This window comes from Stenotrophomonas sp. Steno-Z10-BAI (assembly GCF_056393115.1).
Map to the genome: position 1 here is coordinate 317,105 of NZ_JBWJOZ010000003.1, position 13,746 is coordinate 330,850.

Consider the following 13,746-nt stretch of genomic DNA (forward strand, 5'->3'; position numbering starts at 1 on the left):
GTGCCGGCCCTGCGGCGACCCCGAGGCTAGAATGGCCTGTCCACCGGGCCGCCGCGCAGCGTGATGCGGCGACTGTCATTCCACATGGAGTTCCTGTCATGCGTACGCTGTATCCCGCCATCACCCCTTACGACGTCGGCACCCTGAAGGTCGATGACCGCCATACGCTGTACTTCGAGCAGTGCGGCAATCCCGACGGCAAGCCGGTGGTGATGCTGCACGGTGGCCCGGGCGGCGGCTGCAGCGACAAAATGCGCCAGTTCCACGACCCGGCCAAGTACCGGATCATCCTGTTCGACCAGCGCGGTGCCGGCCGTTCCACGCCGCATGCGGACCTGGTCGACAACACCACCTGGGACCTGGTCGCCGACATCGAGAAACTGCGCGTGCACCTGAAGGTGGACCGCTGGCAGGTCTTCGGCGGCAGCTGGGGCTCGACCCTGGCGCTGGCCTACGCGCAGACCCACCCGCAGCGCGTGACCGAACTGGTCCTGCGCGGCATCTTCATGCTGCGCCGCTGGGAGCTGGAGTGGTTCTACCAGGAAGGCGCCAACCGCCTGTTCCCGGATGCGTGGGAGTACTACCTCCAGCCGATCCCGGCCGTGGAGCGCCACGATCTGATCTCGGCCTTCCACCGCCGCCTGACCAGCGACGATGAAGCCACCCGCCTGGCCGCGGCCAAGGCGTGGAGTGTGTGGGAAGGCGCCACCAGCTTCCTGCACGTGGACGACGACTTCGTGAACAGCCATCAGGATCCGCAGTTCGCGCTGGCCTTCGCCCGCATCGAGAACCACTACTTCGTCAACGGTGGCTTCTTCGAGGTGGAAGAACAGCTGCTGCGCGACGCGCACCGCATCGCCGATATCCCGGGCGTGATCGTGCATGGCCGCTACGACGTGGTCTGCCCGCTGCAGAGCGCGTGGGAGCTGCACAAGGCGTGGCCGAACTCGACGCTGGAGATCAGCCCGGCCTCGGGTCACTCTGCCTTCGAAGCGGAGAATGTCGACGCGCTGGTGCGGGCGACGGATCGTTTCGCGGGTTGATGGAAGAGGGTGCCGGCCAACGGCCGGCACTTGTCCTGCGTTCCCTCGCGGCGCGGTGGCGCCCTGCCAACCTTGGCGTCGCGCGGTAGATCACCAGTTCCCCGCCAACAACGCCTCCGCCAGCACCTGCAGCTTCGGCGAGGCCTGCCGCGAGGGGGGATACACCAGTGACAGCACCCGGCTGCGGCCCTCGAAGGGCTGCAGCACCCGCTGCAGCCGCCCGTCGGCCAGCGCATCGGCCACCGCGAAATCCATCACCTGCACGATGCCGATCCCGGCCAGCGCCCCTTCCACCAGCGGGTCGCCGCTGTCGAACACCGTCCGCGCCGGCGGGGTGAACTCGCGCAGCTGGCCCTCTGCCTCGCGGAACTGCCAATCCACCAGCCGCCCGCTGCGCAGATTGCGCACCGCCAGGCAGGCGTGATCGTGCAGCGCATCCACCGTGGCCGGTTCCCCGTGCTGCGCGATGTAAGCCGGGGAGGCGACCGTGACCCAGTTCAACGGCCGCAGGGGGCGGGCCACCATCCGCACGTCGCTGATCGGCCCGGTGCGCAGTGCGGCATCGAAGCCTTCTTCGACCAGATCGACCAGCCGGTCGTTGAGCACCAGCTCGAACTGCAGCTGCGGGTGCGCCGCCATCAACTGCCCGGCCAGCGGCACCAGCACTTTGCGCCCGAACATCGAGGGCGCCGTCAGCTTCAACACGCCCGAGGGTGTGGAGGGGCGATCACCCAGCCGGCGCTCGGCATCCTCCAGCCCACTCAGCAGCGGCGCGCAGTGCTCGACGAACTGGCGGCCATCCGGGGTCAGGCTGACGTTGCGGGTATTGCGGTGAAGCAGCCGCACACCCAGGGCACTCTCCAGCCGGCTGATCGCCCGTGACAGCCCGGATTGGCTGATCCCCAGCTGCCCGGCGGCGACGGTGAAGCTGCGCGCGTCGGCCACCTGCACCAGCATGCGCACGGCATTGAGGTCCATGGATGTCTCCGATTCATGCGGATATGCATGACAGATATCGAAGTATCCGGGTTTATTTCTGCAGCGTCATCAATGAGACTGCCCACCTTCTTACGCAGTACCGAGTCGGCATGACCTCCCCCCTGTCTCCCGCTGGCGCGCCGGCGCCCGCATTTCCTCGCCTGGCCCTGGCGTTGCTGGCCACCGCCCAGCTGATCATCGCGCTGGATTCCACGATCATCTTCGTCGCCCTGCACGAGATGGGCGCGCAGCTGCGCATCAATGCCCAGCAGCTGCAGTGGATCGTCAGCGGCTACACGGTGGCCTTCGGCGGGTGCCTGCTGCTGGGCGGCCGGGCGGCTGATCTGCTCGGTCGCCGCCGGGTCTATCGGCTGGGCATGGCGCTGTTCGCGCTGGCCTCGCTGGTCGGTGGTTTCAGCAACAGTGCGTGGCTGCTGATCGCGGCCCGCGCGGTGCAGGGCATCGGCGCGGCGTTGCTGTTCCCGGCCACGCTGGCGCTGATCAACACGATCTACGCCGAAGGCGCGCCGCGCAATCGCGCGCTGGCGATCTGGTCGATGGCCAGCGCCGGCGGCCTGGCCTTGGGCACGCTGCTCGGCGGCGTGCTGACCCAGAGCTTCGGGTGGGCCTCGGTACTGCTGGTGATCGTGCCGTTCGCCGGTGGCTGCGCGCTGCTGGGCGGCTGGTGGCTGCCGCGCGATCCTGCGCCGCTGGCGGGCCGCTCGTTCGATCTGGCTGGCTGCGTCACCGTGACCCTCGGCGGCAGCCTGCTGGTGACCACCCTGGTGCAGGGCCCGGAATGGGGCTGGTCGGCGCCGCTCACGCTGATCTGCCTGCTCGTGTCGGCAGTGATGCTGGCCGCCTTCGTGCAGATCGAACGCCGCAGCCGCGACCCGCTGATGCAGTTCTCGCTGCTGCGCCTGCGCAGCCTGCGTGCGGCGATGCTGCTGACGATGCTGTTCATGAGCAGCTACGGCGTGCAGTACTACTTCCTGGCGCTGTACTACCAGGATGGCTACGGCTGGAGCGCGCTGCAGGCGGGCCTGGCGTTCCTGCCGCCGACCCTGGTGTGCACCTTCGGCATCCGCATCGCCGAGCGCATGCTCGCGCAGCGTTCGCCGCGCCAGGTGCTGACGGTGGGCATGCTGGCCGGCGCGATCGGCATCGCCGCGGTCGCCGTCGCGCTGCCGTACGGCGCGACCTACTGGGCGCTGCTGCCGGGCATCGTGGTGCTCAGCCTTGGCCAGGGCATCACCTGGACGGCGATGTGGATCGTGGCCGGGCAGGGCGTGCCCGCCGCGCAGCAGGGCGTGGCTTCGGGCATGGCTGCCACGGCGCAGCAGATTGGCGGCGCGCTGGGCCTGGCGCTGCTGGTGATGGTGGCCAATGCCGGTCGTGGCAGTGCCGGCGCCAGCAGTGAGGCGGCGCTGCAGGGCATGATCCATGCGCAGTACGGTGCAGCGTTGTTCGCGCTGCTGGGTGTGGCCGTGGCGCTGTGGCTGCGGCCGCAGCCGGAGGCCGTGCCTGTCAGGCCGTGCCTCGAATGAACCCGCGCGGGTGGGCGCGTTCGTGCGGCCCACCCGTAGATCCACGCCATGCGTGGATACGCCTTGGCTCGCCTCGATGCGCCGCCGGCTGACGGCCGGCATCACCCAGGCGGCAAGGCGACCAGCTGCGGCTGCAGGGCGGTGAAGATGCGGGCCAAGCGCTGCGCCCAGGCCAACTGGCCGGCGGCATCGGCAATCAGGTCCTGGCGGATCTCCAGCTCCACGTGCACCAGCCCGCGGCCTTCGCCATGCACCGGCACGGCATAGTCGCTGGTGCTGCTGACCGCGTAGGGCTGGTTGTCGCCCACCACGAGGTCGCCTTCTTCGCGCAGCGCCTGCAGCAGCGCAAGCGCAAAGCGCGTGTCCCGGTGGTACAGCACGCCGGCATGCCAGGGCCGCGCGGCATCATTCATCGCCGGGGTGAAGCTGTGCATCATCACCAGCAGCGTTGGCCGGGCCTGCGCCTGGCGGGTGTCCAGCTCGGCATCGATGCGTGCATGGTAGGGCGCATGGATCTCCTCGATGCGCTGCTGGCGCTGCAGCGCTGACAGGCGCTGGTTGCCGGGTACGACGGTGAGGTCACTGACCGCCGGCATCAGCGTGGGCGACGCCAACGGCCGGTTGCAATCGATCACCAGCCGCGAGTAGGTCTGCGTGATCGCCCACGCATCGAGCAGGCGCGCCAGTTCAACCGTGACCCCGGCGATGCCGATGTCCCAGCCGATGTGGCGGTCCAGCTCGTGCTGCGGCAGGCCGAGGCCGGCCAGTGACGCCGGCACCTGCTGGCCGGCATGGTCGGCGATCAGCAGATAGGGCGAGCGGCCCTGCGCCTGATGCACGGTGAACGGCGCCGGGTCGGCCGGCCCCAGCAGTGATGCCCCGGTGTGCGGAGGGGTGAACGCATCAGCCACGCGGGGTGCCGTCCAGGTGATGTTCGATCATCCACAGGCCGGCCCACAGCTTGGCGTCCAGCTCATAGCCCTGGCCCATCTTCTCGACCAGCCAGGCGGCGGCGCGGGTGCGCGGAATCGCGTGCACGGTGATGTCTTCGCTGGCATCGCCACCGCCCTCGCCGACCTTGCGCAGGCCGGTGGCACGCACGAAGGCGATCTTTTCGCTGCTGGCACCGGAGGAGGTCGGGCCGATCATCAGCACCTCGGCGTGATCGGCGGTCCAGCCGGTTTCTTCCTCCAGCTCGCGCACGGCCGAGACCTCGATCGACTCGCCGGCATCGATGTCGCCGACCAGGCCGGCCGGCATTTCGATGGTCCTGGCCTGCAGCGGCACGCGGAACTGTTCGACGAACAGCACCGTGTCGTCCGGGGTGACTGCGATGATGATCGCGGCCAGGCCGCCGGCGTGGGTGCGCTCGCTGTACTCCCACGTGCCGCGCACCACCATGCGCTGGTACTTGCCTTCAAAAACGACCTTCGGGGCTTGCGTATTGGGGCTCATGCGAACTCGCTGGCAACGGAAGAGGAATCGGACAGGCCGGCGGCGGTGAACAGGCGGCGGCGGGTCAACGGCCCGAACCGCAGTGCATCGCACAGGCCCTGCAGCATCTGTGCATCGGCCACGCCCCGGCTGAAATCGACGGCGGCACCGTCCAGCGGCGCATCCAGCGCGATGGTGGTCAGCTGGCGCCACAGCAGCGCATGCTCGCGCTGTTCGCGCAGTCGCACTGCCATCTGCGCCGCGCCGCGCAGGCGCAGGAAGGGCACTTCATCCAGGCGCTCGTACAGCACGTCCAGGCTGCCGAAATGGGCCAGCAGCACCGCAGCGGATTTAGCCCCCACCCCGGTCACGCCCGGGATGTTGTCGACCGCATCACCGCACAGGGCCAGGTAATCGGCGATCTGGTGCGCATGCACGCCGTGGCGGGCTTTGACACCGGCCATGCCCCAGCGCTGGTTGCGCGCGTAATCCCACTGTTCGTCATGCTCGAACAGCAACTGCGACAGATCCTTGTCGGCGGAGATGATCACCCCGCGCATGCCGGCATCGCGGCGTGCATGCAGGGCGCTGCCGATCAGGTCATCGGCCTCGTACTCGTGGTGGGCCAGCACCGCCAGGCCGAGCGCGGTGCACAACGCCTTGCAGTGGGCGAACTGGCGGCGCAGCGCGTCCGGCGCGGGATCGCGGTTGGCCTTGTAGGCCGCGTAGATCCGGTGCCGGAAGCAGCTGTCCAGGGCTTCATCGAAGGCGATGGCGATGTTGGCGGGGCGTTCGCGCTCGAGCAGGTCGAGCAGGAAGCGCGCGAAGCCGTGCACGGCATTGGTCGGCCAGCCCTGCTGATCCTGGAACTCATCGGGCATCGAATGCCACGCGCGGAACACGTACAGACTGGCATCGACCAGGTACAGCGGCGCACGCAGCGGCGGCGGCGCCATGCCGGGGCCGGCGGGAAGGGCGGACATCTCAGCCCTCCCAGTCCTGCAGCAGCGCGGCCGGGTCGGGGCGCTCGCGTTCGGGGACCGCGGTCTTCGGCGTGCCGATATGGATGAAGCCGGCGATCTGCTCACCCTCGGCCAGGCCCAGGTGGGCGTGCACCGCCGGGTCGAAGGCCATCCAGGCGGTCAGCCACTGCGCGCCGAAGCCAAGCGCCTGCGCGGCCTGCAGCAGGGCGAAGCAGACGCAGCCGGCGGTCATCAGCTGCTCGGCCTCCGGCACCTTGGGGTTCGGGCGCGGGCTGGCGATGACGGTGATGATCAGCGGGGCGTGGGAGAAGCGTTGGCGGTCTTTGTCCAACTGGGCCGGTGAGACCTGGGGGTCGCGCTGGACGGCGCGCTGGGCCAGGAAGGCGCCCAGACTGTGACGTGCATCGCCGGCAATCCGCAGGAAGCGGTACGGCACCAGCTTGCCGTGGTCCGGCACGCGTACGGCCGAGCCCAGCATCCGCATCAGGGTCACCGGGTCGGGCCCGGGTTCACCCAGTTGCTTGGCGGGGACCGAACGGCGGGCGTCCAGGGCGTGCAGAGCGGGGGGGACGGACATGGGCTCTCAATCTGGCTTCACGGTGCCCCGATTATAGTCGCGCCCGTTTGTGACACGGCCTTGGGCGATCTCGGTGCAATTTGCGACAAAACGTGATGAACATCACCTAATCAGCGGACTTCCTTCACGTGGCTGTACTCGCTTCCACGGCCTGCTCCGCTTACGATACAAAGCCTGCCGGGCCACCGGTAACGAGGTTTAAAGTGTCGACTGTTTCACTGTCTCTGACCGGTCGGCCGGCCTACCATCCGAACGTGGGCGCATGGGGTGCGCCGGCGTTCGTTGTATCCATGTTGTACTCAGTGCCTGCGAGGGTGGGGAGCCTTTTCGCATGATTGCCACGCCCAATGTAGGGGGGCACCCGGGCCGTGACCCGGCGTTGTTGACGATGGCCCGTGAGGCCGTGCTGCCGGGGCTGGTCGAGTCGTTCTCGACGGTGCTGGCGCGCTTCGATGACGTGCTGTTTGACCGTGCCGGTACCGCCGGCGCGTCGCAGTTGCTGTTCCTGGATGGCATGCGCGAGCTGCGCCGCCGCCGGGACGACATCGTGGCTGGCTTCCGCGCCCACCTGGCCCAGGCCTGGGAGGCGCTGGAGCGGGGCGAGCCGCTGTCTGCCGAGGCCACCCTGGCCGGCCAGATCGAGGATGGGCTGAGCCTGGTGCCCGAACACGTACTGGAGTCCCGGCTGGCGGTGCGCAATTTCGCCACCGTGCTGCTGCGTGACTTCAAGCCGGTACTGTCGCGTCTGGACCGCCGCCTGGGCATGATCGCCGGGGGGCTGGAACTGCAGGCCGATACCAATCCGATCAGCCCCGAGCACCTCGGTGTGGCGATCCACGAGGCTTTCGCCGATTGTGAATTGGCCCCGGAAGTGCGGCTGGTGCTCATCAAGTTGTGCGAGCGCGATCTGCAGCAGCCGATCGGCAAGCGTTACGAGTACCTGGATGAACAACTGGCCGCAGCGGGCGTGATGCCGCAGATGGCCGCGCGCCGGCCTGCCGCGCGCGCGCCATCGCCGCCGCGCGAGGACCGCGATGCCTTCGAGGGTTTTGAGCCCGAGAGCAGCATGGGATCGGCGGGCGAAGAGGGCCAGGCACCGGCCTGGGCCCGTCGCTTCGCCGACCGCTGGGCCGAGAGCCGTGGCCGCCTCCAGGGCGGACCGCATGCAGCACATGAAGGCCCGGGCGAGGGCGGTGACAGCCTCGGCGGCAACCAGGGCATGCTGCTTGATGCCCTGCACGAATTGCTGCAGCAGACCCGTCATGTACGCGAGGACGCCACCTCGGCGGCCAGCGTCGCGGTCGGCCAGCAACGCCCGCTGAGCCAGCGCGAAATGATGTCGGTGCTGTCGCTGCTGCAGGCCACGCCCAGTGCGACCCTGCGCGCGGCGATCGGTGAAGACGGTGAGTCGCTGGCACAGCGGTTGAAGAGTGAAGTGCTGTCCGGCGCGACCCGGCTCGGGGTCGATCCCGCGCAGGCGCGGCTGGACCCGCAGGATGAAGACGCGATCGATCTGGTCGGCATGCTGTTCGACGTGATGCTCGATGAGCGCGACCTGGAGGGCCGCTCGCGCGAGCTGATCGGCCGGCTGGTGGTACCCTTCGTCAAGGTGGCCATGCTCGACCGCCGCATGTTCGTGCAGAAGACCCACCCGGCGCGCAAGCTGCTCAACTCGCTGGCCGAGGCCTGCGAAGGCAACACCGGCGAAAGCCAGGCCGAGCGCGTGCTGATGGGCAAGGTCGAGGAGATCATCGAGCGCCTGGTGGCCGAGTTCAACGAGAACCTGGCGATCTTCCTGACCCTGGAAGAAGAATTCCGCGAGTTCCTGACCCAGCACCGGCGCCGGATCGAGATCGCCGAGCGCCGTGCCGCCGAGACCCAGCGCGGCCAGGAAAAGCTCGAAATGGCGCGCCAGCGGGCCAGCACCGAGCTGGACCGGCGGATTGGCGACACCACCTTGCCGCAGGCGATCGGTGAATTCCTGCGCCAGCCCTGGCAGCACCACCTGACCCTGACCGTGCTGCGCGAAGGCGAAGACGGCGCCTCGGTCGGTGAGGCACTGGGCCTGGCCGATGGGATGCTGGATGAGGTGGCCGAGGCGCGCCGGCATATCGTCGGCAAGCCGTGGCTGCAGGCCTGGCACCCCGCGCTGCGCAAGGTCTTCGCCAGTGTCGGTGTGCATGCCGACGCGGCCACCAGTGCCATCGACGCGCTGCACGACACCCTGCAGGGCATCGCCGAATCGCGCCCCGAACTGGAACGCGCGCTGCCCGAGCTGCCGCAGGTGGCGTTGCCTTCGCCGCCGGCGCAGGAATCGGCGGCGGTGCAGCTGGGCAGCAAGGTGGATGTCAGCGATTTCGACAATGCCGATGCCGACCGCTTCCGCGGCCTGGAGATCGGCAGCTGGCTGGATTTCGTCGACAAGGACGGCAAGGTCCAGGCCGGCAAGCTGTCCTGGGTGAGCCCGATTTCGCAGCGCCTGCTGTTCGTCAACCGGCGCGGGGTGCGGTTCTGCGTCGCCTCGCCGGAAGAACTGGCCGTGATGGTGCGCCTGGGCCGCCTGCGCGCGCATATCGACGATGGCGCCTTCGACAGTGCCATGCAGGGTGTGATCGATCGCCTGGATACCAAGAACGCCACCGTGCATTGACCCCGGGGGCCACTCTGGCCGGACGATCAGGTTACGATCAGCCCACATTCCGCTGATCGTCGGGGACAGGCATGGCTGTCGAGGTGTTGGTGGTAAAGGAACATGCGCCGGGGGAACGGCGCGTGGCGATGACGCCGGAAACGGCGCGCAAGTTGATCGCGCTGGGGGCGAGCGTCGCATTCGAACCCGGTGCCGGGCTGGCGGCGGGCTTCCCTGATGCGGTCTATCAGGACGTGGGCGCCCAGCCCGCCGATGACACCCGCCTGGCCCAGGCCGACATTGTGCTGTGCGTGCAGCCACCGTCCAATGACCGCCTTGCCCGGCTGAAATCCGGTGCCAGCCTGATCGGCATGCTGCACCCGCAGGCCGATGCCGAACGCGCGGGCCTGATCCAGTCACGTGGCCTGCAGGCGTTCCCGCTGGAGCGTCTGCCGCGCACCACGCGCGCCCAATCGATGGATGTCCTCAGTTCGCAGGCCGGCATGGCCGGTTACAAGGCCACCCTGATCGCGGCCCAGCGCGCGCCGCGCTTCTTCCCGATGCTCACCACCGCCGCCGGCACGATCCGTCCTTCCAAGGTGCTGGTGGTCGGTGCCGGTGTGGCCGGCCTGCAGGCGATTGCTACCGCCCGTCGTCTTGGTGCGCAGGTGGAAGGCTTCGATGTGCGCCCGGAAACCCGCGAGCAGATCGAATCGCTGGGCGGCAAATTCCTGGATCTGGGCGTGAGCGCGGTCGGCGAAGGTGGCTACGCGCGGCCGTTGACCGATGAAGAGCGTGCCGAGCAGCAGCGTCGCCTTGGCGAGCACCTGCGCACCGTGGACGTGGTGATCTGCACCGCCGCGGTGCCCGGGCGGCCAGCGCCGAAAATCGTCAGTACCGCGATGGCGCGGGGGATGAAGCCGGGCAGCGTGATCGTCGACCTCGCCGCCGAAACCGGCGGCAACTGCGAAGCCACCCAACCGGGCGAGGTAGTGGATCTGGACGGCGTGCTCATCGATGGCCCGCTCAACCTGGCCAGCCAGGGCGCAGTGCATGCCAGCGAGATGTACGCCCGCAACGTTTACAACTTCGTTGCGCTGTTCCTGAAAGACGGCGCGGTCACCTTCGACTGGGACGACGAACTGCTCGCCAAAACCCGCTGGGTCGCCGCCTGAAATAACAGGGACGGAGGTAGTTAATAATCCCCTCCGTCCCCGTTAACGGTCCCCGTTAACGGCTGTCCCCGTTAACGGCTCAGCGCTTCGGCGGCGGTGGCGGCGTCGGCGCAGGGTTGGCCTTGAGCCAGGCCTTGCGTTCGTCCGGGGTCATCCGCGCCCAGCGGTCGCGCAGCGCCTGCCGCTGCTCCGGCGTCATGCTGCGCATCTGGCCGAACAGTGCGCGCGCCTGCTCGCGCTGCTCCGGCGTCATGTTCTCGAAGCGATGGCGGCCCCGGTGCGCCTGCGCGCGCTGCTCCGGGGTCATGGCCAGCCAGCGCTGGCCGTGCTGCAGCATGCGCTCGCGTTGCGGCGCCGGCGCGTCGTTCCAGCGGTCACGCACGGGCGCGATCAACGCTTCGCGCTGCTGCGGGCTGAGTGTGTCCCAGTCCGGCAGCGGGGCGGTCTGCGCCCAGCCGGCCGCACTCAGCGTCAGCAACATCAGCCCCAGGGACAGTCGCAGTTTCATCATCACTCCATTGCCAGGTCGGTACTGCCCAGCCACACATACAGATCGGGATTTTCGTCGAGAACGTCGCTGCCGTCATCGGCCGCGCTCGCCACCACCGGTGTCGGCGGGGCGGTCGATTCGCCGAGGAGGAAACTGTAGCCCAACGCGAGCGCGACCACCGCCGAACAGGCGGTGGCCATCCACCAGGACGGCGCATGTCGCTTGGCGGGCGAGGCGCCATGACGCGCGCTGCGCAGCCGCGCCAGCGTGGCCGGCGATAGCGTATCCAACGCCTGCGCATGCAGCTGCCGCAGGGCGGCATCGTCATGCATCGAAGGGGGCAGGGGGCGGTTCACAGGGCGATCTCCAAAGACTGCTGCAGCGCCTGGCGGGCGCGCGAAAGATGGGTTTTGACCGCGCCTTCGCTGCAGCCCATGGCCTTGGCCGTGGTGGCGCCGTCCAGGTCCTGCAGTACGCGCAGGGTAAAGGCCTCGCGCTGGCGCGCGGGCAGCTCCCGCAGCGCCTGCACCAGTTGTGCGTACTGATCGCGCTGCTCATGGGCCTGGGCCGGGCCGGGCGCGTGGTCGGCCCAGTCGATGTCATGCTCGCCGCCGGCCTCGTCGCTGCTGCGCCAGAACTTGAGGCGGAAGCCACGGCGCCGCTGCAGATCCACGACGCGGCGGCGCAGGATGCTCCAGAACAGCGGTGCCCATTCGGCGGCGGGTTTGTCGCGGTAGCCGAGCATCTTCAACATGCTGTCCTGCACCGCATCCAGCGCGTCGTCGCGCTGGCGCAGGCCGGCCTCGGCGAAGCGGAACGCGCGCGGGCCGATGCCGGCCAGGAAGGCATCCAGCGACACCGGCAGCGCCGCTTCGGCAGGGGCGGGCAGTTCAGCATCCATCGACGGTAGGGGAGAGCTCACCAGCACAGGGTAGCGGTCCGGCAGGGGGATACCGTGAGAACGCCCCAGGGCGGCCGCGGTTGACCGGCCCGCCCGATTGGTTCAGCGCATGGTTATGATGCAGGGGACGGGATGACCGCCTGGGAGACTGACTGCAATGAGCGACGGGTTCGTGGCGTTGTATATCTTCATGCTGGCCGCCATTGCCGGCCACGTGATCATTTCGCGGGTGCCGGTGATCCTGCATACCCCTTTGATGTCCGGCTCCAACTTCATCCACGGCATCGTGCTGATCGGCGCGATGGTGGTGCTGGGACACGCGCAGACCCCGCTGGAGAAGATCATCGGCTTCATCGCGGTGGTGCTCGGCGCGGGCAACGCGGCCGGTGGCTACGTGGTGACCGAACGCATGCTCGACATGTTCAAGCCCAGCGCCAAGCGCGACGCCGGGGAGAAGACGCCTTGAACGTGACCACCGCGCAACTGCTGCAGTGGCTGGTCCAGGTGAGCTATCTGGTGGCCGCCACCCTGTTCCTGCTCGGCCTGCAGCGCATGGCCTCGCCGATGACCGCGCGCAGCGGCATCCGCTGGGCCGGGCTGGGCATGCTGATCGCCACGGTGGCGACGTTCTTCCTGCCCGAGCTGCACAACATCCCGCTGATCCTGGCGGCGGTGGCGATCGGCACCGGCGTGGCGTGGTGGTCGGCCAAGCGCGTGGCGATCACCGACATGCCGCAGATGGTGGCGCTCTACAACGGCATGGGCGGCGGCTCGGCGGCGGCGATCGGTGCGGTCGAACTACTGCGCTTCTCGTTCCTGACCAACCGCGATACCACGCACTGGAGCGAGCAGGCACTGGCCGATCTCGCCGCGCGCCAGCCGTCGGCCACCGTGCTGGCGCTGGCCGTGATCGGTTCGGCGATCGGTGCGGTCTCGCTGTCCGGCTCGATCATCGCCTGGGCCAAGCTCGATGGTCGGCTCGACCGCCGCGTCACCTTCCCGGGGCAACAGGTGTTCAACCTGCTGGTCGCGCTGGCGATGGTGGTGCTGGGCATCTGGGCAGCGGTCACCCTGAGCCCGGTGGCGATCATCAGCTTCTTCGTGGTCGCACTCGCGCTGGGCGTACTGATGACGCTGCCGATCGGTGGCGCCGACATGCCGGTGGTGATCTCGCTGTACAACGCGTTCACCGGCCTGGCCGTGGCCTTCGAAGGCTATGTGCTCGGCAACGAGGCGCTGATCATCGCCGGCATGATGGTCGGCGCGGCGGGCATCCTGCTGACCCGCCTGATGGCCAAGGCGATGAACCGCCCGATCAGCGGCGTGTTGTTCTCCAACTTCGGCGGCGGCGGTGTCGCGCAGGAGATCAGCGGCGCGCAGAAGCCCATCGAGGCCAGCGACGTCGCTGCGATGCTGGCCTTCGCCGAGCGCGTGGTGATCGTGCCCGGCTACGGTATGGCCGTGGCCCAGGCGCAGCACAAGGTGTGGGAGCTGGCGCAGCGGTTGATCGAACGCGGCATCAAGGTGAAGTTCGCGATCCATCCGGTGGCCGGGCGTATGCCGGGGCACATGAACGTGCTGCTGGCCGAAGCGGGCGTGCCCTACGACCTGATCGCCGACATGGACGACATCAACCCGGAATTCCCGAACACCGACGTGGTGCTGGTGATCGGCGCCAACGACGTGGTCAATCCGGTCGCGCGCACCGACCCGGCCAGCCCGATCTACGGCATGCCGATCCTGGACGTGGTCAACGCCCGCAACGTGGTGGTGATCAAGCGCGGCAAGGGTACCGGGTTTGCCGGCATCGAGAATGCGCTGTTCTATGCCGACAACGCCCGCATGCTGTACGGCGATGGTGCGGGTGCGGCGAGCGCGCTGGTCAGTGAGCTCAAGGCGCTCGACGGCGGGCACTGAGGCGGGAGGCAGCGGTCACGACCAACGGTCGTGACCTGCAGCAGCACCGGACCTGCGGCGAAACCGGATTTA

General features: G+C 68.7%; 14 protein-coding genes. 6 read left to right on the plus strand and 8 right to left on the minus strand.

All coding sequences use genetic code 11. The features are described from left to right. Positions 1-98: 98 nt before the first annotated feature. Positions 99-1,043 carry a prolyl aminopeptidase gene (pip, locus tag AC06E9_RS10260; protein ID WP_478056007.1) on the plus strand — a complete coding sequence of 315 codons (945 nt, stop codon included), beginning with the start codon at positions 99-101 and terminating at the stop codon, positions 1,041-1,043. A 90-nt stretch (positions 1,044-1,133) separates the two neighbouring features. Here pip and AC06E9_RS10265 read toward each other — a convergent pair whose 3' ends face one another. Next, positions 1,134-2,021: a LysR family transcriptional regulator gene (locus tag AC06E9_RS10265; RefSeq protein ID WP_152153898.1), complete on the minus strand. Its 888-nt coding sequence runs from the start codon at positions 2,019-2,021 to the stop codon at positions 1,134-1,136. Positions 2,022-2,131: 110 nt separating this feature from the next. Here AC06E9_RS10265 and AC06E9_RS10270 point away from each other — a divergent pair, with 110 nt between their 5' ends. Continuing rightward, complete coding sequence (locus AC06E9_RS10270; protein WP_121044623.1) at positions 2,132-3,568, plus strand: MFS transporter; 1,437 nt, start codon at positions 2,132-2,134, stop codon at positions 3,566-3,568. A 101-nt stretch (positions 3,569-3,669) separates the two neighbouring features. Here AC06E9_RS10270 and AC06E9_RS10275 read toward each other — a convergent pair whose 3' ends face one another. The 4 genes from AC06E9_RS10275 to AC06E9_RS10290 are packed head-to-tail and all read right to left on the minus strand — an operon-like array spanning position 3,670 to position 6,562. Continuing rightward, entirely contained in the window at positions 3,670-4,479 is an 810-nt protein-coding gene (locus AC06E9_RS10275) for an N-formylglutamate amidohydrolase (RefSeq protein ID WP_478056008.1), read from the minus strand. After that, the gene (locus tag AC06E9_RS10280; RefSeq protein WP_121044619.1) at positions 4,472-5,023 is read right to left on the minus strand and encodes an NUDIX hydrolase; all 552 of its coding nucleotides are present in this window, start codon (positions 5,021-5,023) and stop codon (positions 4,472-4,474) included. Before AC06E9_RS10280 ends, AC06E9_RS10275 begins: the two co-directional genes overlap by 8 nt. Continuing rightward, on the minus strand, positions 5,020-5,985 hold the full coding sequence (locus AC06E9_RS10285; RefSeq protein ID WP_226956695.1) for a 5'-3' exonuclease: 966 nt from the start codon (positions 5,983-5,985) through the stop codon (positions 5,020-5,022). The genes AC06E9_RS10280 and AC06E9_RS10285 overlap by 4 nt, the downstream gene beginning before the upstream one ends. 1 nt (position 5,986) lies before the next feature. Next, positions 5,987-6,562 (minus strand): nitroreductase family protein, encoded by a 576-nt coding sequence (locus tag AC06E9_RS10290; protein ID WP_478056009.1) that lies wholly within the window; start codon positions 6,560-6,562, stop codon positions 5,987-5,989. A 331-nt stretch (positions 6,563-6,893) separates the two neighbouring features. Here AC06E9_RS10290 and AC06E9_RS10295 point away from each other — a divergent pair, with 331 nt between their 5' ends. Next, positions 6,894-9,212, plus strand: coding sequence for a DUF1631 domain-containing protein (locus AC06E9_RS10295; RefSeq protein ID WP_152153906.1), 2,319 nt, complete (start codon positions 6,894-6,896; stop codon positions 9,210-9,212). Between the two features lie 71 nt (positions 9,213-9,283). Beyond that, positions 9,284-10,366 (plus strand): NAD(P) transhydrogenase subunit alpha, encoded by a 1,083-nt coding sequence (locus AC06E9_RS10300; RefSeq protein WP_152153908.1) that lies wholly within the window; start codon positions 9,284-9,286, stop codon positions 10,364-10,366. A 79-nt stretch (positions 10,367-10,445) separates the two neighbouring features. Here AC06E9_RS10300 and AC06E9_RS10305 read toward each other — a convergent pair whose 3' ends face one another. The 3 genes from AC06E9_RS10305 to AC06E9_RS10315 are packed head-to-tail and all read right to left on the minus strand — an operon-like array spanning position 10,446 to position 11,784. Beyond that, the gene (locus tag AC06E9_RS10305) at positions 10,446-10,877 is read right to left on the minus strand and encodes a DUF3106 domain-containing protein (protein WP_478056010.1); all 432 of its coding nucleotides are present in this window, start codon (positions 10,875-10,877) and stop codon (positions 10,446-10,448) included. Continuing rightward, positions 10,877-11,212 carry a hypothetical protein gene (locus tag AC06E9_RS10310; RefSeq protein ID WP_478056011.1) on the minus strand — a complete coding sequence of 112 codons (336 nt, stop codon included), beginning with the start codon at positions 11,210-11,212 and terminating at the stop codon, positions 10,877-10,879. The genes AC06E9_RS10305 and AC06E9_RS10310 overlap by 1 nt, the downstream gene beginning before the upstream one ends. Further along, positions 11,209-11,784: an RNA polymerase sigma factor gene (locus AC06E9_RS10315; protein ID WP_478056013.1), complete on the minus strand. Its 576-nt coding sequence runs from the start codon at positions 11,782-11,784 to the stop codon at positions 11,209-11,211. The genes AC06E9_RS10310 and AC06E9_RS10315 overlap by 4 nt, the downstream gene beginning before the upstream one ends. A 130-nt stretch (positions 11,785-11,914) precedes the next feature. Between AC06E9_RS10315 and AC06E9_RS10320 the strand changes: the two genes are divergently transcribed. Continuing rightward, the gene (locus AC06E9_RS10320; protein WP_121044596.1) at positions 11,915-12,223 is read left to right on the plus strand and encodes an NAD(P) transhydrogenase subunit alpha part 2; all 309 of its coding nucleotides are present in this window, start codon (positions 11,915-11,917) and stop codon (positions 12,221-12,223) included. Then, positions 12,220-13,674 (plus strand): NAD(P)(+) transhydrogenase (Re/Si-specific) subunit beta, encoded by a 1,455-nt coding sequence (locus tag AC06E9_RS10325; RefSeq protein ID WP_478056014.1) that lies wholly within the window; start codon positions 12,220-12,222, stop codon positions 13,672-13,674. Before AC06E9_RS10320 ends, AC06E9_RS10325 begins: the two co-directional genes overlap by 4 nt. Positions 13,675-13,746: the final 72 nt, after the last annotated feature.